Source organism: Butyricimonas paravirosa, assembly GCF_032878955.1.
Taxonomy (GTDB): Bacteria; Bacteroidota; Bacteroidia; order Bacteroidales; family Marinifilaceae; genus Butyricimonas; species Butyricimonas paravirosa.
Genome location: NZ_CP043839.1, coordinates 4,183,418 through 4,205,994, shown reverse-complemented (window position 1 = coordinate 4,205,994; position 22,577 = coordinate 4,183,418). Strand labels below are relative to the sequence as shown.

Annotated in this window: 17 protein-coding genes and 1 other RNA gene; 7 read left to right on the top strand and 11 right to left on the bottom strand. The window is 41.6% G+C overall.

What is annotated here, in order from left to right; genetic code table 11:
* Nucleotides 1-146 precede the first annotated feature (146 nt).
* The 5 genes from F1644_RS17045 to F1644_RS17025 all read right to left on the bottom strand — a co-directional run bounded on the left by F1644_RS17045 (nt 147) and on the right by F1644_RS17025 (nt 7,516).
* Nucleotides 147-1,544, bottom strand: coding sequence for a calcineurin-like phosphoesterase C-terminal domain-containing protein (locus F1644_RS17045; protein ID WP_118304477.1), 1,398 nt, complete (start codon nt 1,542-1,544; stop codon nt 147-149).
* A 38-nt stretch (nt 1,545-1,582) separates the two neighbouring features.
* Complete coding sequence (locus F1644_RS17040) at nt 1,583-2,116, bottom strand: hypothetical protein (RefSeq protein ID WP_087420889.1); 534 nt, start codon at nt 2,114-2,116, stop codon at nt 1,583-1,585.
* Between the two features lie 9 nt (nt 2,117-2,125).
* Nucleotides 2,126-3,550, bottom strand: a complete 1,425-nt coding sequence (locus tag F1644_RS17035) for a SusD/RagB family nutrient-binding outer membrane lipoprotein (RefSeq protein WP_087420888.1) — start codon at nt 3,548-3,550, stop codon at nt 2,126-2,128.
* 20 nt (nt 3,551-3,570) lie between these two features.
* Nucleotides 3,571-6,780, bottom strand: a complete 3,210-nt coding sequence (locus tag F1644_RS17030) for a SusC/RagA family TonB-linked outer membrane protein (RefSeq protein WP_308424592.1) — start codon at nt 6,778-6,780, stop codon at nt 3,571-3,573.
* A 409-nt stretch (nt 6,781-7,189) separates the two neighbouring features.
* Nucleotides 7,190-7,516: an RNA recognition motif domain-containing protein gene (locus tag F1644_RS17025; protein WP_087420886.1), complete on the bottom strand. Its 327-nt coding sequence runs from the start codon at nt 7,514-7,516 to the stop codon at nt 7,190-7,192.
* A 240-nt stretch (nt 7,517-7,756) separates the two neighbouring features.
* Here F1644_RS17025 and F1644_RS17020 point away from each other — a divergent pair, with 240 nt between their 5' ends.
* A complete protein-coding gene (locus F1644_RS17020; RefSeq protein ID WP_118304479.1) occupies nt 7,757-9,052 on the top strand; it encodes an alpha-L-fucosidase in 1,296 nt (431 codons plus the stop codon).
* Nucleotides 9,053-9,287: 235 nt separating this feature from the next.
* Here F1644_RS17020 and F1644_RS17015 read toward each other — a convergent pair whose 3' ends face one another.
* Nucleotides 9,288-11,681 (bottom strand): glycoside hydrolase family 3 C-terminal domain-containing protein, encoded by a 2,394-nt coding sequence (locus F1644_RS17015; RefSeq protein ID WP_087420878.1) that lies wholly within the window; start codon nt 11,679-11,681, stop codon nt 9,288-9,290.
* 121 nt (nt 11,682-11,802) lie between these two features.
* Between F1644_RS17015 and clpP the strand changes: the two genes are divergently transcribed.
* Together clpP and clpX are read left to right on the top strand one after the other, a co-directional pair.
* Complete coding sequence (gene clpP / locus F1644_RS17010) at nt 11,803-12,480, top strand: ATP-dependent Clp endopeptidase proteolytic subunit ClpP (RefSeq protein ID WP_118305788.1); 678 nt, start codon at nt 11,803-11,805, stop codon at nt 12,478-12,480.
* Nucleotides 12,480-13,697, top strand: coding sequence for an ATP-dependent Clp protease ATP-binding subunit ClpX (clpX, locus tag F1644_RS17005; protein ID WP_118305787.1), 1,218 nt, complete (start codon nt 12,480-12,482; stop codon nt 13,695-13,697). Before clpP ends, clpX begins: the two co-directional genes overlap by 1 nt.
* 247 nt (nt 13,698-13,944) lie before the next feature.
* On the opposite strand, the gene F1644_RS17000 is transcribed toward clpX, so the two are convergent.
* The 3 genes from F1644_RS17000 to F1644_RS16990 are packed head-to-tail and all read right to left on the bottom strand — an operon-like array spanning nt 13,945 to nt 16,627.
* On the bottom strand, nt 13,945-14,661 hold the full coding sequence (locus tag F1644_RS17000; RefSeq protein WP_118305786.1) for a tRNA threonylcarbamoyladenosine dehydratase: 717 nt from the start codon (nt 14,659-14,661) through the stop codon (nt 13,945-13,947).
* Nucleotide 14,662: 1 nt separating this feature from the next.
* On the bottom strand, nt 14,663-15,337 hold the full coding sequence (locus F1644_RS16995) for a TatD family hydrolase (RefSeq protein ID WP_118305785.1): 675 nt from the start codon (nt 15,335-15,337) through the stop codon (nt 14,663-14,665).
* Nucleotides 15,338-15,346: 9 nt separating this feature from the next.
* Nucleotides 15,347-16,627, bottom strand: a complete 1,281-nt coding sequence (locus tag F1644_RS16990) for an L-cysteine desulfidase family protein (RefSeq protein WP_118305784.1) — start codon at nt 16,625-16,627, stop codon at nt 15,347-15,349.
* 147 nt (nt 16,628-16,774) lie between these two features.
* Between F1644_RS16990 and F1644_RS16985 the strand changes: the two genes are divergently transcribed.
* Nucleotides 16,775-17,293, top strand: a complete 519-nt coding sequence (locus F1644_RS16985; RefSeq protein WP_118305783.1) for an SPOR domain-containing protein — start codon at nt 16,775-16,777, stop codon at nt 17,291-17,293.
* A gap of 203 nt (nt 17,294-17,496) precedes the next feature.
* Here F1644_RS16985 and F1644_RS16980 read toward each other — a convergent pair whose 3' ends face one another.
* A complete protein-coding gene (locus F1644_RS16980) occupies nt 17,497-18,486 on the bottom strand; it encodes a GSCFA domain-containing protein (protein ID WP_118305782.1) in 990 nt (329 codons plus the stop codon).
* Between the two features lie 99 nt (nt 18,487-18,585).
* Here F1644_RS16980 and F1644_RS16975 point away from each other — a divergent pair, with 99 nt between their 5' ends.
* From F1644_RS16975 to F1644_RS16965, 3 genes are all read left to right on the top strand, one after another.
* The gene (locus F1644_RS16975; RefSeq protein ID WP_087420870.1) at nt 18,586-19,140 is read left to right on the top strand and encodes a manganese efflux pump MntP; all 555 of its coding nucleotides are present in this window, start codon (nt 18,586-18,588) and stop codon (nt 19,138-19,140) included.
* A gap of 60 nt (nt 19,141-19,200) precedes the next feature.
* Nucleotides 19,201-19,602, top strand: a transfer-messenger RNA (tmRNA) gene (gene ssrA, locus F1644_RS16970).
* 170 nt (nt 19,603-19,772) lie between these two features.
* Complete coding sequence (locus F1644_RS16965) at nt 19,773-21,002, top strand: site-specific integrase (protein WP_118305781.1); 1,230 nt, start codon at nt 19,773-19,775, stop codon at nt 21,000-21,002.
* A gap of 186 nt (nt 21,003-21,188) precedes the next feature.
* Here F1644_RS16965 and F1644_RS16960 read toward each other — a convergent pair whose 3' ends face one another.
* Nucleotides 21,189-22,451: a PIN domain-containing protein gene (locus F1644_RS16960; protein ID WP_158572082.1), complete on the bottom strand. Its 1,263-nt coding sequence runs from the start codon at nt 22,449-22,451 to the stop codon at nt 21,189-21,191.
* Nucleotides 22,452-22,577: the final 126 nt, after the last annotated feature.

The window sequence follows — 22,577 nt, the reverse complement described above, 5'->3', positions numbered from 1 at the left end:
ATCTGTCAACTTCTTCTCCAATATCAAAAGATTTTCCTAATGAATCGTTTCGGATGGCAAAAACATTCTCCAGATTGTCGAAAAACAAAAAGTCGTGCTTTCCCCAAAATAAAGCACGACCTTTTCAAAATTCAACTAAACTCAAGCTACAAATTAACTATTTTCACATAAGTTTCCCCGAATCTGTTGATAACTTCAACTTTAATCTTTTTTGCCGTAACCGAAGGTTTGACCCGGAATAAATGATCGGTTCTATAAACCTTCACTCTACCAGAATCCAGAAAATCCTGATCTATATCCGAAAATTGTTCCATATCTCCCTTTAAAACACCGTCTTCATACCATCTCACTTTATAGGAATTATCCCAATCCCAAACATTGGCAACGACATATTCAGGTTGAGAATCGAACTCACCAGGCCTGTACACCTTAAATTGATAATCTAAATCATGCCCGGTTGATTTAAAATGCCATTGGACATTATTCCCGTCAACCTCAACACTCATAAATCCATTCGGGGTTCCACATCGACTCGCATTTCCCTGCCAGTGGAATCCACATACTGCCCCCACATTATGCTCGTAAATATTTTCCGCCAGAATCTCATTTTTATGAAAATGCGTATGCCCGGAAAAAATATGTACATTATAATCTTTGAGGACATCCAATACTTGCTTGGAATTTGCAATATTAAATATAGGAGCATGTACGTTTAAAAATACAGTCGTTCCGGTTTTCACGTAACTCAAATCTTTCTTCAGCCATTCCAACTGTTCTGCCGTTAATTGTGTATAATACTTTTTATCCCCTAAATACTCAATATCTTTCATACAAATAACATGAATATTCCCGATATTCAAAGAATAATCAGTCGGTCCAAAGAAAGCCTCGTACGTTTGTTCGCCATAACCTTTCGTTTTATCAAGAGTCCGGCCAGCCTCTGCATACCGTTTATCAAAATCATGATTCCCTATAACATGCATCATCGGAATATTCCATGATGCAACGGCACTGGTATACAACGGGTATAAATGTAATGCATCACTCACGATATCCCCCTCGACAAAACCATAAACCTCTCCTTTTATTGTACTCAAAAATTTTTTCACGTCGGGTACTGTCTCCGTGAAAAAACGAACAAAATGAAAATCATCTTTAGGTTGGGGATCAGAAAAAACCAGATACGTGAATTTCCCTGTAGCCTGTTCCCTTTTTTTCAAAATAAAATCATACGAAGTAGACAAATTTTGCTTTTCAATTGGCTTGTAAAATTCTATCAAATTAAGCTCGTTAACCGGTACATGACAATTAGAAGGCACGGTAATCCTGACATAACGGCATTTAGCAGTATCGGTAAGCAAATGATATGCCCCTTTTTGATCGGTAATCGTAAAATTTATACCATTATTTACAATAACCCCCGGAATAGGACGATGTTGTAAATCCATCACTTTACCCTTTATGTTTACTTCCGTCTGACCAACAGCACAAAAACTAAACATACTGATCCAAGAGAACAATAATAATTTCAATGTTTTCATCATTCTAAAACTTATTACGTTATATAACAATCTATCACTTATTACGCTTTAACAAGCTTGATTTGCTTGAATATTTTAATTAACAGTTCCGGTTCTTTTGTTGAAGCCAGACTTTTCTCCAATTGAGTTGTATCGTCTTCATATAAAAGCGTGTTCGCACAGTCCAGCACGTGACTCAGTAAACGAATGGCTTCCTCTCTCGTTACATTTTTTTTCTTGACTGCTTTCACGATATATTTATTTATCTTATTAACAGCATGATAAATAGCTGGTTTGGCAAATTCTACTGTCGTGCTGGAAAAACCGACATTCTGATCGTATGTACGAGTGTAATTAGCTTGAAATCTACTCCACTTTTCCGTACAAGGCTCTCCCAAATAATGAGGTATTTCAAATGCTACCTTACTCGTCGTTTCATATACATGATACACGTATTTTTCTTTTTCAGTTTTCTCAGAACCAGCCCCGGTATGTACAAGGGATTCCTTTCCTGAAATCGCATTTAACGCCTGACCAAAACCACAATAAGGATATAACAATCCTAAAACACAAATAATAATCACTCTTGTATTCATATTCTATTTTTATTGTTGCCAAATAAGTTTTATCGTCAAATCATCGCCTCCCATAGACTCTTTCGCAGCCTGATAATTTTTCATATTTGTTCTCTGTAAAACAGACGGATATTTAAAACGACGGGGAATTTCCTGATCTTTGGGAATACCGTCCCCCTTAGGAATTGCGGGTAAACCCGTTCGATTATATTCAAACCATTGCTGATAATCACAAAAATACAAGGCGAAATATTTTTGCAGCATAATTCTTTCCAAGGTCCCGTCATAGCCTGCTACCGGATTATTAAAATACCCTTCCGGAATTTCACCTCCCCACTGTTCGATAGAAGCTCTTACCCCGTTTTCATAAGCTATCCGTTCATCTAATGTTACGATGCCTTTCTGGGCCAATTCGGCCTTAATCAATTCCAACTCTGCATAAGACATTAATGGTAATTTCATCGGGGCAACGGCCAGTGCCTTATTGGGAGTCGAAGCCTTTCCTGCCGGTTGTATAGCAAAACCCGCAGGCCACCCGATGTAGTCATCCTTCTGTTTAGACACGAACAAAGGAAGTCTCGGATCATTCCATGATTTCAACGTGTTAACAAGAAATTCCGAACAAGCCCGATAAGAAGTAAAATCATTAGCCCTATTAAGAGGAGCCTCCTGGGGATAAACCCCGGAAATCTCAACTAATGCCGCATCGCTATTAGACTCAAATACAGGATACATTTCAGGGGTATTGATCATTTTTTGTATTTCACTTCTAGCATCATATTCCGCGACATTCAACATTTTCAGAAGAACACGCAAGCGCAACGAATTACAAAATTTTTTCCATTTGAGAATCCCCTCGCCGTCGACCGTCTTGTAAAGCATATCTCCCGAAGTATTATACTTCAGACTACCAGATACATCAAACAAAATATTAGCCGTTTCCAATTCTTGTAATATATTTTTATATATGGCCAGTTGTTTATCGAAAACCGGATAATATAATTGCTCGTCTCCGCGACATGCCTCCTCCATCGGTACATCCCCGAAAGCAGAAACTAACACATCAAACATATAACTTTGTAATACTTTAGACACAGCCTGATAATTGACCTCTCCAAGTTTTTCAGCCTCTTTTTCCATAGCTTTCGCATTTGCCAACCATTGATAATAAGTACTCCAGCTACCGTCACCTTCACTATCAGAAACATACCACCAGCCTATATCATTCGTATTACGATAAGAAATAATGTTTCCCATCAACTCGTAAGTATAGTTATTAAAACGTTTCCAGCTAAAAGAAGATACATTATACAAGATCGGATCGAGAAACGAACCAGGATTAGCTTCATTAAGTCGAGTCGGGTCCGTGTTCAACTTCTCGAATGGAGTACATGCTGAAAACAGTCCTCCTATAAAAATTCCTCCCAATAAAATATTCCGAATACTTTTTTTCATGTACGTATTATTTTGTCAGATTAAAAACTCACATTTAAACTTACACCCATTGAACGGGTCGTGGGTAAAGAACCAGCCTCAACACCAGGCACGATATTTCCACCATTCAGAGCCCCAGTTTCCGGATCGAATACCGGGTAATCCGTAAAACAGAAAAGATTTCTCCCGTACAAAGCGATCGATGCTGAACTTAACGGGGTTTTTCGCAGTTGTCTTTTCGTAAAAACATATTCCAAACGAACTTCCCGAATTTTTAAAAATGAAGCATCAAACAAGTTCGTTTCCACGTTCTCCACTTTATAATACTCGCCATAATACACTTGTGCCGTAACAGGTTTCGTGTTCGGGGTATAAGATCCATCCGAATTTGCGACCACGCCCGGGGCAATGATATACGTTCCACCCATCGGTAGCAAACCAGCTTGAGCTAAACGGGAATCATCACCGGAAATATAAAGAGGTGTGCCAGGTAAACGCCCGTTCAAAGTAGCTTTACTTTTCCCTTGAATACCTAATTTTGCATTTGTTGTTGAATATATTTTTCCTCCATGTTGTCCGTCAAGTAATATACCAAGAGTGAAATTTTTATACTTGAACTCGTTGTACCAACCAGCCTTCCAACCGGGATAAGCACAACCTACATACTCAATCTCATCCGTTGTTACAGGAAGTCCGGAAGCATCGACAATCACCTGTCCATCCGTCGTCCTTTTCAATTTATATCCCCAAATATCACCAATCGTTCCGCCAACTCTCCCGATAATAGAAGCACCTCCGATCTTACTGATCAACTGGTTTTCATCTGCACTTTTTGATAAAGACAAGATCTTATTTTTATTCTTCGACCAGTTGACCCTACTCGTCCATCTGAAATCATTTGTAATCACAGGAATAAAATTTAATGCCACTTCGAATCCCATATTCTGCACGGTTCCCGAATTTATTGTCGCTTTGGAATAACCGGTTGTCGGGTCCATAGGGGCATCCAAAATCTGATTCTTTGTCCGGTTGTAATAATACGCGAAGTCTACATTCAAACGGTTTCCAAATGTCCTTATATCCATTCCAACCTCATAATTGGTTGAAATCTCAGGTTTAAAATCAGCATTAAACAAAGTCGTCGGGAGTTTTACAGAACCGGCAAAATTAGTCGTCTCGTAATACCGAGAAGTTTTATAAGGATCAGTATCATTTCCGACCTGTGCCCATGAAGCTCTTAACTTCAACAAGTTAATTTCCCGAGGCATATTAAACCATTCATTAAATAAAACACTTGCCGAAACAGAAGAATAGAAAAAAGAATTATTCCTTTCCGGTAAAGTCGAAGACCAATCGTTCCGTCCACTAATATCCAAGAATAACTTATTTTTATAAGCAAGATTAGCCGTGAAATAAACACTATTCACCCTTTTATTAAGAATCTTCTGATTAAATTCAATGGCTGAAATCGCATTCGCAAGTTTATAAACACCAGGGGTGATTAACCCGTTGGCAGCATTAGATAACATATCCAATTTAGAGGTCATCATGTTACCTCCCACAGCAGCATTCAGCGTAACTCCATCAAGGAAACTATTGTGATACGTCAATAAAATATCACTATTCAATTCATAATTGAATATATTTTGCTTTTTAAAATACCCTTTGGGATAAATCACATCACTCATCGGACGGTGCTGTTCACGCATATCTATCTCCATCTGCAAAGCCGAACGAACCATAAAATCAAAATGATTACTGAGTTTCAAATTAGCTGAAATCATGGATATAGTCGCATGCTTTTCCGTCGGGTTCAACGACTCGTACAAAGTCACGTATGGATTCCCGATAAGCTTGCTGAAAGGTTGTAATTGAGTAACATTTTCCTCTCCCTTTTTCCACATCGGGCGATACCAATCCAAATTAACATTGGGATTCTGAAAAATCAAAAAATAAGAGATCGAATTACTACTATAACCTAATGCCGGAAGATTATCACTCTGTCGCCACGTATAACTGGTCCGGTAATTAACGCTCAACAACCTGGAAACCTTTTGCATACCGGAGATTGTTGCCGTAACACGTTCAAATCCCGTGTTAGGAAGAATCCAGTTATTTTTCATATATGTTAAAGATGCCCTCAGTGATCCCCTATCATTTTTCCCCGAAACGGCGAGAGAATTCGTGGTCGTATACCCCAAACGGAATAGGTCCTTGCGGTTATCTTTATAAGCTCTCCACGGAGTTGCATTATCTCCTCGGTCTTGTTTTCCCTTATCATACTGATAAAACAACTGATTTTCAAATCTCGGCCCGTAAGCGCTACTTGTCCCGCTTGTTCCACTGATTGAACCATCTGGGAAATCCCCGTAGGAATAGTATTGTTGTCCCTCGTAAACACTACCTTCTGGCCCTATATTACTTGGTTGTCCTTGTCCGAATTCATATTGATAATCCGGCCACATTAACACATTTTCAATACTCGTGTTTGACGTGAAAGTAACTCCTAATCTTTTTTCCTGTTCATTTCCATTTTTGGTGGTAACCATTATCACCCCATTAGCTGCACGGGAACCATATAAAGCGGTTGCACTGGCTCCTTTCAAAATCTGGATACTCTCAATATCCTCCGGATTCAAGTCTGAAAAGCCATTTCCAAAATCTATTGAGGCTTCTCCGGATGCACTTTGCGCATTTCCCGTGTTAATCATGGGGGCACTCATGGGAACCCCGTCCACGACAATCAATGCATTGTTTCCCCCTTGATTCAACGAAACATCCCCGCGCAATGCTATTCTCGTAGATCCTAATGGTCCTCCCGAAGAATTAATACTAAGCCCGGCCACCTTTCCAACCAAACCTTGTGACCAGTTAGAAGAAACCGCACGCATGATTTCATTTCCATCAAGTTTACTTGTCGAATACCCTAATCCTCGTTCATTTCTTTTAATCCCCAATGCCGTTACAACGACATCATTCAAGGCAACGTTTTTTTCATTCAACCGGATGATCCACTCAGTATTCTTCCCGTGATAAGAAACAATTTCTGTCTCGTATCCCAAATAACTGAAGACAATCTTATCCGTAGTTTTAAGTGTTTTCGGAGATTTAAGAATGAACTTTCCATCGGTATCCGTAACCGTTCCTAGAGTTGTGCCTTTTACAGACACACTAGCACCAACAAGCGGTAAATCATTTATATCAACCACCTTCCCTTTAATAACTGTTTGTGCTTGAACAGTCATAGCCATCAGACTAAATAAAAGAATAAAACTTTTCTTTAAAATAAACACCATAGACAACATTTTTAATTTTTTGATGCACGAAAGTATGCGCACAATGTTTCAATAGTGTTACATCACAATTAAGAATAGATTTTATTTTACAATCACCAGATCCATTTATCAACCAAAATAGGGCCATTCAGACATAGTCCCAACAATATACATCAAAATAGGAAAACCTATCAATGCCTAATGATCATACTTGCTGATTTGGAAAACAAAACGAATTGATTAAAATTTAAGAGGGTATGGACAGAAAATCCATTAGAACGAGAATAATTTATACCTCTTACAATTTTTCAAGAAAATATAGTGTAAAAAAATACCTGCAATCACTTAAACGAAAATGCGTTTAAGCAATTGCAGGTAAGAAGTTTTAATATCTTCTATTTGAATTATAACCTCCGCGACTTCCGCCACCTCTGTTATATCCTCCGCGACCTCCACCGTTTGATCTTTCTTCTCTCGGTTTAGCCACGTTAACGTTAATTACCTTACCGTCATATTCAGCACCGTTCAACTCATCGATTGCTTTTTGTCCCATAGCATCATCTGAGATTTCAACAAAACCGAAACCTCTTGATCTACCTGTTTCACGATCCATAATAACTTTAGCTGAAGTAACTTCACCGTATTCAGCAAACAAAGTTTGCAAATCAGCGTCATCAACGCCATAACTTAAATTTGAGATGTAAATGTTCATCAAGTACAAATTTTAATTGATTAATAAATTACGATTGAGATTGCACAATGAAAGAAAGTCTACTTAACGATACAAATACATGCTAGGAAAGTGATTTAAATACAATGGATTCAACTCAATCTGGGACAAAGGTACTCTTTATTTTGGATATCCAACTATATTTCCCTGTTTTATTTGTTAAATATTTGATCATTTTCTTTACATTGATTACTTTCGTCGAAATTTAATCTAATCCTTAGCATGAAAAATACATTCATTACCACGCTCTTATTATTAACCGTCGTATTTTGCTCTGCCCAAGAGAAATACGTTCCTTCACAAGAAAACCTTACCAACCGGGAATGGTTCCGGGATGCCAAGTTCGGTATGTTCATCCACTGGGGAATATACAGCATGCTGGCCGACGGCGAATGGGTGTTAACCAATAAAAGCCTGAACGAGGCGGAGTACCAAAAACTGGCTGACGGGTTCTACCCCTCCAAATTCAATGCCGACGAGTGGGTCCGCATCGCCAAGGACGCCGGCATGAAATACATCTGTTTTACCTCCCGCCATCACGATGGATTCTCGATGTTCGACACGAAACAATCAGATTACAATATTGTCAAGGCTACCCCTTTCAAACGGGATGTTATCAAGGAATTGGCCGAGGCCTGCCAGAAACACGGGCTTAAATTATTCTTCTACTATTCCCATATTGACTGGCACCGTCCGGATTATTATCCGTGGGGACGCACGGGACGGAATACGGGTCGTACCCCTTCCGGCACGTGGGAAGATTACTTGAAATTCATGGATGCCCAGTTAACCGAATTACTTACCAATTACGGCCCGATCGGTGGTATCTGGTTCGACGGTTGGTGGGATAAACCCGATGCGGACTGGCAACTGGAAAGACAATACACATTGATCCACCGCCTTCAACCGGGATGCCTGATCGGGAATAACCATCACAAAGCCCCTTTTGACGGGGAAGATTTCCAAATGTTCGAACGGGATCTACCGGGACAAAACAAAGCCGGGTACTCTGCCGATGCAGAAATCAGCGCCCTACCGTTGGAAAGCTGCGAGACCATGAATAACACGTGGGGCTACAACATCAACGACCGAAATTTCAAATCCACGAAACAACTCATCCACACGCTGGTGGGTGCCGCAGGGAACAATGCAAACTTATTATTAAACGTGGGCCCCCGTCCGGGTGGAGATTTCCCCGAAGGATCAGTTACGCACTTGAAAGAAATCGGAGAATGGATGCGCACCTATGGTGAAACTATCCAAGGAACCCGTGCCGGAACCATCCCTCACCAAGACTGGGGAGTCACGACCCAAAAAGGAAATAAACTCTACGTTCACATTCTAAATTTGAATAAAGACCAGCTTTTACTCCCGATCACCAATAAAAAAGTGAAGACCATCGTGCATTTCAAGGATAAAACTCCGGTGAAATACACCAAAACAAAAGAAGGAATCTTGCTACAACTGGGAAGTGTCCCCACGGACATAGATCATGTTGTTGAAATCACTTACCGATAATAGCGGTCAAAAAACCTGTTCATCGGAAAGAATATAACATGGGATTACCCCTAAGCTCCCCTTGATTCATGATTGGGCTATCCTTTCGCTATATCATAAACATAGCATCAACATAACAATAACACAGCATAAGCACATTCTTATATTTATGTCGTGTTATTGTTATGCCAAAAGAGTACCTTTGATGTAACGCAAAGATAGCCCAAGGAATAAGAACGATGAAACCAAGAGGCGATCAATCTATTCTAAATCTAGTCCTTTGCCGAATATCTTGTGATGAGGCCCCGATCATCACCGTGAACCATCCCGGCTCAACCCGCCAGTTCAACGAGGTGTCAAGCACTCGTAAATGTTCTTCTGTAAGGACAAATTCAACCCTCCGGGATTCTCCCGAAGTCAAATGAACCCGTTGAAAAGCCTTGAGCTGCATGAAAGGAGTAACCACCGATGCCTGTTCGTCCCGCAAATACAATTGAACCACCTCATCTCCGGCACGTCCTCCCACATTCTTCACATCTACCGAAACCCGAACCGAATCCCCCTCGACACGCACATCAATTCCCTCGTAAACAAAAGTCGTGTAACTCAACCCGAACCCGAAAGGATATAACGGGGCAGCAGTTCCCTCCACATAATCATGTCGTTCGGCAGATTTATGATTATAATACACGGGTAATTGACCCACGTGACGAGGATAAGACAAGGGGAGCCTCCCGGCAGGGTTATAGTCCCCGAACAACACGTCCGCAATGGCCCGACCACCCTCACCGCCCGGATACCAAGTCGTTAAGATCGCCGGGATATGTTCCGCAGCCCAGTTCAACTCCAAGGGACGCCCTTGAACCATGACCAGCACGACGGGCCTACCCGTGGCATATAACGCTTTCAATAATTCCACTTGCTTGCCCATCAGCGACAAACCAATCCGGTCAAACCCCTCTCCTGACTCCATATCACTCACCTTGCGTTCATTCGCAACGGCAGCCCCTGTCTCCAAAAAATCCGTTTCAAAATCTCGTGCGCTAGAGCCCCCCAAAACCACCACAACAACATCGGAATTTTTTGCAGTCTCACAAGCCTCCCCGATCGACGTGTCCAACGTGTCCCGCACAGCACACCCTTTCACGTAACGGACTTCCGCACCGGGCAACTTTTGCCGGATACCTTCGAGTACAGTAATTACCGAACCGGGTGCCTGTGGTGCCGTATAGTCTCCCAACTGATTATAAACATTATCTGCATTCGGCCCGATAACCGCTACCCGTTTCACCTCCTTCGACAAGGGTAACAATTGATTTTCATTTTTCAGCAACACAACAGACTGGCGAGCCACTTCCCTCGCCACCTCCCGATGCCCGGACGTGCCGATCAGCTTTTCTGCCTTCTTCACCTTCACGTATGGATTATCAAACAATCCCATTTTAAACTTTAACCGTAAAATACGACTCACGGCCCGGTCAATGTCAGCCTCGGCCAATCGCCCCTCCCGGCAAGCTCTCACCAAATCAGCACTGAAACAATTTCCACCCAAATCGGAATCCACTCCCGAACGTAAAGCCAATATCCCGGCCTCGTCCCTACCGGCTGCCACTCGCTGCGACATCAACCCATCTATCGCGTAGAGATCCGAAACCACAAAACCAGAGAATCCCCACTGATCCCGTAAAAGCTGATTTGTCAGGAATGGATTCGCCGTACAAGGAATCCCATCCACCTCGTTATAGGCCGTCATCAATGATAACGCCCCCGCTTTCACGGCCATCTCGAAAGGATAGGACAACTCTGTCAACAATTCCCGCACTCCCACATGAGCCATCCCGGCATTATGCCCGCCTTCAGGTACCCCGTAAGCCGTGAAGTGTTTCAACGTGGCTATAACATTTTCGCCACTCCCCACGTTTCCTCCCTGCAACCCCCGGACATAAGCACTTCCCATACTCCCACTCAAGAAAGGATCTTCCCCGTATCCCTCTTCCACCCGAGACCAACGCAATTCCCGGGCAACATCCAGCACTGGCCCGTAACCGATATGCCCCCCTTGTAAACGGGCCTCCAATGCCACGATTTCGGCCACTCGCTCCTCCAGTTCCGTGTTCCACGTGCTTGCCCTCCCGATAGCCGTGGGAAACACCGTCGTCCCGATAGCCATATGCCCGTGCGGACACTCTTCCGCCAAAAACAAGGGAATTCCCAAGCGAGTGCTATCCCGTGCGTAACGCTGCATGGCATTCGTCATTTCTGCCGCCTCCCGCGGGGACAAGCCTGTCCTTAAAGTCTTTCGGGTCCACGGGTCAGCCCTCAACGTTGCCCAAAAACACCCGATATAACGATTTTTCAGATCCGACCGAAACAAGTCCGTCAACCGAACCTGACCATTTTCATCCTTCTCGTAATAATTCCAGCCTAAGGTATGAGCCAACTGTCCCACTTTTTCTTCCAGCGTCATTTGCCGGAGTAAGTCCTGCAAACGCACCTCCACGCTCTCTGCCGGATTCTCGTAAGGGTCCAGCTTGCCATTCTTGTTCAGGTCCCGAAATCCCTTTCCACTCTTCTTGTAAACCCCATCCCCGCAAACGGAAATCACCGGGAGAAAAAACACGAGAAATAACCAAATCTTTTGTTTCCGCATAGCAACACATTATTCGATTAAACACAACAACACAAATTTTAAACCCAAATATAGACAAAAGTATCTTTTCCCCTTCTTTTTTTTCGTAACTTAGCACCCGTATAACTAAAATACATAGATTATGTTTTCACAAGATGAATTTAAAAAATATGCCACCAAGCATAAAGGGATTAGCAGCTTGAACCTTCACCGGTTCGAATCTGCCATCTCCAGCTATATAAACCCGACCATTATCGAGGAACGCCAGCTAAACGTGGCAAGCATGGACGTGTTTTCCCGGTTAATGATGGACCGGATCATTTTTCTCGGAGTACCTATCGATGACGATGTAGCCAACATTATCATGGCACAATTACTATTCTTGGAATCGGCAGACCCGTCCAAGGATATTCAGATTTATTTCAACACTCCGGGCGGTTCCGTTTATGCCGGATTAGGTATTTACGACACGATGCAATACATTCAATGCGACGTGGCAACCATCTGTACCGGGATGGCCGCATCCATGGGTGCCGTGCTGATGACTGCCGGAACCAAAGGAAAACGTTCCGCATTACAGCACTCACGCATCATGATCCATCAACCGATGGGTGGAGCCCAAGGCCAAGCCTCCGATATTGAAATCACGGCTCGCGAGATTATGAAATTAAAAAAAGAACTTTACCAGATCATCGCTGATCATTCCGGAAACCCGATCAAGAAAGTAGAGAAAGACTCTGATCGCGACTACTGGATGACCGCAGCCGAAGCCAAAGAATACGGGATGATTGACACAGTATTAATTCGGGAACACAAGTAATGCAAGACAAATGTTCATTTTGCGGAAGATCACGCAGTGAGGTTGATCTTCTGATTTCCGGGGTAGACGGTTTTATCTGTGATATGTGCGCACAACAGGCGTATGACATTGTACAGGAAGAACAAAGAGGCCATTCTACCCCCCTTGACATGGATCATATCGAAGTCAAAAAACCGATAGAGATCAAACAATTTATGGATCAATATGTAATCGGACAAGACGAGGCGAAAAAGCACCTCGCCGTGGCCGTTTACAACCATTATAAACGATTGACACAGAAACATTCCAATGATGACGTGGAGATCGAGAAGTCAAATATCATCATGGTAGGACGCACGGGAACCGGGAAAACCTTGTTGGCCCGCACGATAGCCAAGATGCTGCACGTCCCTTTCACCATCGTCGATGCCACCGTGTTGACGGAAGCCGGCTACGTGGGCGAGGACATCGAATCCATCTTGACCCGCTTGCTACAAGCTGCCGACTACGACGTGGATGCCGCTGAAAAAGGGATCGTCTTCATCGACGAGATCGACAAGATTGCCCGTAAAGGAGACAACCCGTCCATCACGCGTGACGTGAGCGGTGAAGGAGTGCAACAAGGATTATTGAAACTACTGGAAGGTTCTATCGTGAACGTTCCCCCACAAGGCGGACGTAAACATCCCGACCAGAAGATGATCCCCGTGAACACGAAAAACATCCTGTTCATTTGCGGGGGAGCCTTCGATGGAATTGAAAAGAAAATCGCCCAACGCATGAACACGCAGGTAGTCGGGTTCACGGCAAGCAAAGAAACAGCCGTTCTTGACAGGGACAATATGTTGCAATATATCGCACCACAAGACTTGAAATCTTTCGGGTTGATTCCCGAAATCATCGGTCGTCTACCGGTACTGACCTACTTGGAACCACTTGACCGTCAAGCCTTACGCAACATTCTCACGGAACCCAAGAACGCTATTATCCGCCAGTACGTGAAATTATTCGAACTGGATAATATCACGCTGAACTTCAATGAAGAGGTCTTCGAATACATTGTAGACAAGGCTGTTGAATTCAAACTGGGAGCCCGCGGACTACGTTCTATTTGCGAGGCCATCATGACAGACCTGATGTTCGAGATTCCTTCACAAAATTGCGAATCGATCACGATCACCAAAGAATACGCCGAATCCAAGATGGACCGGCTGACTGCACAAAAGCTAAGAGCTTAAAAAAGGGGGGCAAAAGTCATTTATCCCCCCCTCATTTTCTTTATTTACTAAAGAGAACCCCAAGAGAACCTACCAAAATTTAATGGAAATACTATCACTTATTCGAAACTCTCTCGAAGATTCCTCGGAGATCCGACATTACATAATATTTAAGCCACGAATCATCTTCGAATAATCTCTGAAAAAGCGAGATTATCTGGGTTAATTTACTTCTTTATTTGGGGTGGATTTGTGTAAAATAATGTCGTCAAATCGGATTCGCAATATCCCGGATCACCACCGAAGCACAGAAACACCCAAACAAAGGTGGCATATAAGAAATTGTCCCAACATTCGACTTTTTATTCTCACTCTCGCTTAAAACAACGGTTTCCGGGTCAACTTCTTCGGGGGAAAACACGACTTTTACTCCTTTATAGACACCCAGTTTATGCAGCCTTTTCCGCAACATCCGGGCTAGATTACAATTATATGATTTGGAAATATCGGCTATCCGGATTTGTTCAGGGTCCATCTTGCCCCCAGCTCCCATGGAACTCACGACCCGATACCCCTTTTGCAAACTATGGTATATTAAAAATATCTTGGGTGCCAATGTATCAATGGCATCCACCACGTAATCATACTTCGCCATTTCCAGAATATCAATCATGCGGTCATCCTTAATAAAGTCATTGATTACGTGCAATTGAATATCCGGATTTATATCCCGAAACCGGGTCGCCATGATCTCGGCTTTTGCTTTACCGATATTACTATCCAACGCCGGAAGTTGACGGTTTTTATTCGTCACGTCCACGCAATCCCCGTCAATAATCGTCATCTCTCCGATCCCGGCCCGACATAATTGTTCGGCAGCATACGCCCCAACGCCTCCTAATCCTGCCACTAACACATGAGCTTTCTTCAACAAACCCAACCGTTCTTCTCCCAAAAGCAATTCCGTTCTACTCAACCAATCCATACTATTTTCCAAAAACTTGATTATAATTCATTCTCATCATTTCCTTCAATGCCTCCACCTCTATCCCTAAAATGGCAGATGCGGCCTCGTAAATAACGTGAATCTCCACCTCTTTGTCATCATTCTCCAAAAACAACGCCCCCAACGGGATAACCCGCAACAATTGAAAAGCATTCGAGTGCGAATTCAGCAAAGCCGCTCCCACGGAAATATAAAACCCGTGATCCAACAACTGCCGCAATATCTGTTCGTTATTGTTATACCCGTGAATAATCCAAGGTACGGAAGAACCCGTTCGTTTCTTCACGGCAATCAATTCCGAATACGCCTTCACGCAATGGATAATCAACGGCTTACGCAACTCTTCCGCCAAACCGACTTGAACGTCCAGTATCTCTTCCTGCGTCTTCATACAAATAGGAGAGCGACGGTCCAAACCGCACTCTCCTATTGCTATTACTTTTTCCATCCGTGTCGTATCCTCTATCCCCGTAAAAACATTCTCTCCCAGCCCGGCTAATTTCATGGGATGAACCCCCACGGAATAAAACACCTCCTGCCCCTCCACCGATTTCCGTTTTTCTTCTCCTTCTACCCACGCCTTTCCTTCACCAACATCCAGAATGTTAATTCCTTCACCAACATGATGCGTGTGTATATTTACGTACGGATTCAATTCTTTCTATTATTTCTTATTGCACATGATATTCAAGATCGTCTTATCCGTCTCCTCCATACCCTTCGTTCCGATCAAACCCACGTTACGAATGGTACGTTCAATATCTTCCTCCACGATTCCATCATTATTCGTCTTGATTCCTCTCATGGACAACAAAGCGGCCTGTACGGCAGCCGATACCCCGGAATATACCTTCAAAGCACATCCCTGTTTTGCCCCGTCACACATCATACCCGTCAAATTAGAACACATCGTCTTGATCGTGTTCACCATGTTATCGTAAGTTCCTCCCATCAAATAGGTGATTGCGGATGCCGCACCAGTTCCGGCAATCAGAATACCACAAAGAGCTGAAAGGTGTCCCATGTAATGGTGAATATGCACGGCTATCAAGTTACTCAATGCCAAAGCACGAGCCAATTGTTCACGGGATGCCCCGAATTTCTCGGCAGCCACCACCACCGGCAGATATACCGTGATTCCTTGATTACCACTACCGGAGTTCGTCATCACCGGTTTCGGGCATCCATCCATACGGGCATCCGATGCTGCCGTAGCACGAATCAACGTGCGGTTTAGCAAGTCATCTTCCAGCAACCCTTTATCTATATTTTCTTTTAATGTCTTACCAATCTGTAACCCATACTCCGAGTTCAATCCCTCGGCCGAGATTGCCTTGTTCATTTCGGCACCCTGTAACACGAACTCGATGTCCTTCACGTCCACTTCATGCACGAAATCCCAGATACGTTTCACGCTCAATTCCGGTCCTTTATCTTCCGGTTTTGACGTATCCAGACGGAATTCTCTTTTGAAAATCTCATCCCCGTTCTTCTCCACCAAAACGATATTAGTATGCGTGTGAGCAATAATCACCTTCACCGTATCATTTCCTTTCGTGGCCAGAGCCTCGGCATACAATTTATCCGGCGCATCCTCTTTCAAAGAAACCGTCACCTGACCTAACATATCTTTCGCACGCTGCAAGTTATCCCCCACGTTCACCTCTTTCAACACTTCCAACCCGTACTCCGATTTTCCACAAACAGCTCCCAAAGCGGCAGCAATAGGCAACCCGACCATTCCTGTTCCCGGAATGCCGACACCCATACCATTCTTGTAAATATTACCACTAACCAGTACGTCCAAACGCTCAGGCACACCCCCCAATACTTCTTTACACTTTGCACACGCCAAAGCACAGGCTACCGGTTCGGTACACCCCAAGGCCGGAACGGCCTCTTTTCTCAATATTTCAATGATTTGTTGATCTGTTACTTGATTCATCTTATTATTCCTTTTTCATGTAGAACGCTAAATTTTTGCGACTACAAAAATAGTGTTATTTATCTATTTTTCTACCACAAAAAGACAAATTATACTATCTTTGTCGATTGAAGTCGAATTAGTTGAACGCACGATAGAGATTTACCCATGAAATTAACACTCGTCATATTATCACTTTTCATCACGTCCCTCGTTTGGGCACAAACAGATTCTATTCCCCCGGTCAAAAAAGAGATTGACTTCGTGAAACAACTCTCGGAAACAGATTCCATTACCGGAGGTAAAGTGATCATTCATGCCGATCCGAAAATCGAACAACTATTAAAACTGAATATTTCCGTGAACCGGAAAGAACAGCTTTTTCAAGGGTATCGCATCCAAATCCTATCCCGTAGTTCATACGGTACGAACGTGGACACGCTGAAAAGCTATACCAAACGATTCGAAGAAGAGTTCCCGGACATTCCGGCATACCTGCAATACACCGATCCTGATTTTAAAATCCGGGTAGGTAATTTCCGCACCCGCATCGAGGCAATCCCCGCCTTGAAACGAATCCGTAAAAAGTACTCTGGTGCTTATCCGGTAAAAACGACTATTTACCTACAAGAACTGAATCCCGTCGTGGAGCAAGACACGGTTACGGCACCACCCGTGGAATTTTAGATTTTAGCCCGGATTCGCCTTTGACGAGTTACAGGTTTCTTCAACTTTCATCTTTTAGTTTTTTATCTTTTAATTTTCCAACTACCCTCACAGTCTCCCCCTTGCACAGGGGGAGGATGCGCTACATTGAAACATCGTGAAGCCTTCTTGCATTCGTCTCTCCCCCTGTGCAAGGGGGAGACTGTGAGGGTAGTTTCTTCATCCTAAATTTTAAACTCTAAACTTTTTAATTTTTCCTCCTCCGCCGAGAAATTAATCATCGGATAGGAATGGGAAATCATGGCAATTTCAGCCAACATTTTCTTTACCAAACGCTGATAATCCTCGGAATGCGGGTCGAACGGACGATGCGCCACCCCTTTATTAATCCGTCCGATCTGGTTCATCAACCCCAACACATCGGGAGTAATGAAACTATACAAAAAACGTTCCCAAATGTAATCCACCGTGAGACCGGACATATGTAACATATCATCCGCGTAAAAACGATAGTCCCGCAATTCATCCAACACGATCTCGTAAGCCGGAAAATAATACACGTGATCCAATTTCTCCCGTAACTGATCAATCGCCAGCAACAACGTGGCCTTGCTCAACTGGTTCCCATGAGCGCCATCCTTCCAATGGCGGATCGGGCTTACCGTGAACAATACTCGAAGTCCCGGATTAATCTCCCGTAAACGCCCAATCAACTCCACGTATTCCTTCACAATATCCTCCACACTTAACCGACTACGCTCGAACTCCTGCGAAGGGATCTTGTGGCAATTCGACACAACCATATTTTCCCCCACATGCTTGTACACCCACGCTGTTCCCCAAGTGATTACCAATAAATCTAAAGAACGAAGTTCTCTTGTGGCCCTCTCCAAACGCTCGTTTATCCGACGCAGACACTCTTCCGGATCAGTGGACGAGAATGCCCCGTGATGGTACAGACTCACCCATTTCTCACCGACTTTCCTTAAATCATCCTTCCCGAACGGCTTTCCTTCCATGATCAGACGCAACACGTTTGCCACGGACAGCGGGTTATAAATAATTCCGCAAGGATTCACATCCACGTCAAACTTGTAATACGAGAACTTACCACCCATATTTTCCGCAAAACACGATCCCAACATCATCAGCTTGGAATTATAATCTATCGAAAAATCCGGTGCCGCAATTGTAATCTTCGTCTGTAAATTCATATCTATACTTATTATAAATAATCACTCTATCTTTACAAAGTTACATTTTTTACGCTCATTTCCTCCATCATTTTTATACTTTTGTCAAAAATTTCATGCATGGGAATCATCTCCATTTTATTGATCGCCGTAGGCCTAGCCATGGATAGTCTTGCCGTAAGTATCAGCGGCGGTATTGTCATGCGCCCTTTCTGCATGCGGCAGTCTTTACGTCTGGCCCTTACCATGGGAATTTTTCAAGGAGGGATGACCTTGCTCGGTTGGCTCATGGGAGTCAGCTTCAGCTCGTACATTACCGCCTTTGACCACTGGATTGCCTTTATCCTTCTTGGTTTTCTAGGTGGTAAGATGATCTACGAATCTTTTGGGGAAGAAGAAACCACCATCTCGTCCTTTTCCACCAAAACCTTGCTCACACTGGGAGTAGCCACCAGCATAGATGCCCTTGCCGTCGGAGTCAGTATGGCCTTCCTTAAAACAAGCATCTATTTCCCTGCCTTCATCATCGGCTTCGTGACATTCGCCCTCTCCCTGATCGGGGTCATCAGCGGTTACCGTTTCGGAAAAATCAAAGGTATCAACGTCGAATTATTCGGGGGAATCATCCTCATCGCCATCGGAGTCAAAATCCTCATCGAGCATCTGATGGAATAATTTTCAATTTTCAATTCTCCATTTTCAATTATATTCGTATCTTTGTACCCATATATCTATGGGGTAGACGTGGATTTGACAGCATGAAGAATAGGTATGTAAGCATGTCGGGCGTAGTGAAGCCGGCCCGTAAATCCCGGACGCAAAATTTTAATTGGCGAAAGAAATTACGCTCTTGCTGCCTAATCGAATCATAGTAGATTGAGGCTTAATCTCCGCTCAAGGTAGTGGAGACGAGACATCCCGCTGGCGGTCCCACCTTGTGCTAACCAGCATTCGGGGTGCAGGCAATACGAGGTTAGTCAACATCTTGTTTCGTGGTGCTGATGAAATAACAGAAACTAAGGTATAGTTTGGGTGCTTTTTTCCGGGCTATATTCGAAAAACAACAAAAAGCTAAGCATGTAGAAAGCATATGGATTCCGTGTTTGGACCAGGGTTCGATTCCCTGCTACTCCACTTAATTATTGAAAATCAATTAGTTACAATTAAAATTATTGATTTTCATACATAGAAACGGTACAAATTGGTGCACTTTTTGGTGCACCTTTTTTCATTTTTTTGGTGCACTTTTAAAAGTGCACCAACTTCCCTCATAAGACACTGATTATGTGCACATAACACAACATCAAATGATACCTAAAGTTAGTATTTATTACTTCATTTACACGTTCAAAAGTAATGCTAAAGGAGAGGCTCCCATTTACTGCAAAGTTTCTGTAAATGGAAAACACAAACGATTCTCAACTGGTATATCTATTTTGCCCAAACTCTGGGATGCAACAAAGCAAAAAGTAAGAGGTAAGAATCTTATTGCAGAAGATATAAACAGTACACTCTATTTACAAACAGAGCATATACAAACTATCGCCAAAAAACTGCAAGAAAACAATCCCAATGGATTTAGCATTGACGACCTGTATTTTAACTTAAAACAAGGGATACCAGATGAACAAACCTTTCTCAAACTGATGAAGGAACGTTTAGATAAAATGAAAGAACTTATTGGCAAAGAATACGCCAAGGATACATATCGTAAATTCAAAGATGTGTACAACCATACTACAAATTTTATAAAATACAAATACAACATGAATGACATACCATTAAAAAGACTCGATTATCAATTTATCTCTACATTCCAACAATACCTCCTAACAGAACGACACCAAGTACCAAACTCTGTAAACAAAACATTACAGAAGGTTATTGAAACAGCTAAGTATGCCGTAAAATGCGGTTTACTTGAAAAGAACCCATTTATGGCTTATGAACGATTAAGAGTTGGCTCCAAAAGTATTACCTTTCTAACTGATGATGAAATTGAACGTTTGGAAAACTACCATTTCAGCCAACAGAGATTAGAACACGTGAAAGATTTGTATCTATTCTCTGTATATAGTGGTTTAGCTTATACAGAAGCATCTCTATTGTGTAGAAAGCATATTGTTAAAGGTTTAGACGGAGAACTCTGGATTAATATGGTAAGGCAAAAAACAAATAATAGTATGCAAATTCCATTATTACCTCCCGCTTTAAAGATTATAGAGAAATATAGTAACAAAAGTCAACCAATAGACAAACCTATATTACCTATGATTAGTAACCAACGCATAAATTCCTATTTAAAGGAGATTGCAGAAATATTGGGTATTAATAAACGGTTAACACATCACACCGCCCGTAAAACTTACGCAAGTACGATTTTACTAAATAATGATGTACCTATCGAGATTGTTAGTAAGCTATTAGGACATTCTTCTATCCGTGTAACAGAAGCCGCCTATGCACAAGTCATGAATAAAAATATCAGTAAGCATATGAAGCGACTAAAACAACAATTAAATGATGAGAATGAATAAGTTTTTCTAAATAAGCAAATGGACGAAGCTATGAGTAATTTACTTTAGCTGCATCTAAAGTTGATAAATTTAGTAAGGTGAGTTTTAGCCAGAATGGTGTATAACAATGTATCTTCTGGCTATTATTCACTGAGCTTACTTTCGTTTAATTACGAACACTTAATAACAAAATGATTAAAACAATAATTATTGTATGATAATATTTAAAGAACCTTTTATACCATCTATTAATTTTGAATCAACAATAAACCAATCAACGCTAAAACTATGACAAGAGGCAATATCTATATATAATGAATCTGGTATTTCCAATATCCGATAAATATTATGATTCATTTTTGTTTCCTTGAAATTAAATTCATTTACATTTAGAATATCTTCTACATTCCAACAATATATCTGAGGTATTCCTGTACCCTTAAAAGGATCAACCCATTCATTAAATCTCATTGATTTTAATAATTTTCTGTCTAATACACCAAATCTAAGTTCTGGTTTTATGGGCTCTTCTTTATCTTTTTTTATCTTACAATTTTTATTATAAAGCTTTATATCATGAGGAAACCTTATAAAAATATTCATATCACCCGTCTGAGCGGAACCATCATTATGAAGTTCAAAAGTTATTTCTTTAAAACGTTCATCTAAAATATTTTTTTGTATAACAAAGCTTTGGTATTTTTCGCATTCTTCGAAATATTCCTCCAATTCTGTATTATATTTTTCAATTTGTTCATCCGTATAAAGCATAGAATTCAATGACAAATTTCCCAATAAATTATATGTATCTATTTCTTCATATTTTTGAAATGGATTCTCTATTTTCAAATTATCCATGTAAAGCTTAAGTTCTTCTTCTACAATTCGTTTTGAGGGTTTCTTGAATACAATTCGTTCTTGCTCATTTGCAAAAGTAATACATGGTTTGGGGAGCCTGTTTTTATATTTATCGAGTTCTGCTTTTAAATTATTTATTTCTTTTTCTTCATCAGAAAGTTCTTCTTTCAATTTATATTTATCAGGCATTTGGTAATAATTTAATCCAACCTGTTTGGCCTTGACTAATATACCATTATCAGCAGCAACTAGTATCACCTCAATATTTTCTTCATTTTTTAAACGAATGGCTGATAATAATATCCAATTATCTGCAACATCTTTATTAAAAATGTCTTCATCAAATTCACTTGCTCTAGGATCTTTACAAGTTTTCACCTGATATTTCCCACTTTTGTCATTTAATAAATAATCAGCAATTTTAGCTGATGCCTGCTTTGCTTTTTTCCTTTTTTTGGGGCTTGTGCTTTGATCCTTAAGTTTATCTATTTCTCTTTGTACTTTAGGAGGAATCACGATACAAATATTATCATTAAAAATCCTCATCCAGTCAATTTGTTCGAAATCAATAAAATGGATATATATATTAGTGTCTAATATCAAATATTTCATCTCGTAAAAAAATCTTTTTACAAAAATAAAAATAAATGAGCAAAGAGAGTGCATTTCAACTTTGATATTAATTCTCAAAATTAATCTTGCAAGTGAAAAAATACCGTCAAATTCCTTTTATATTAC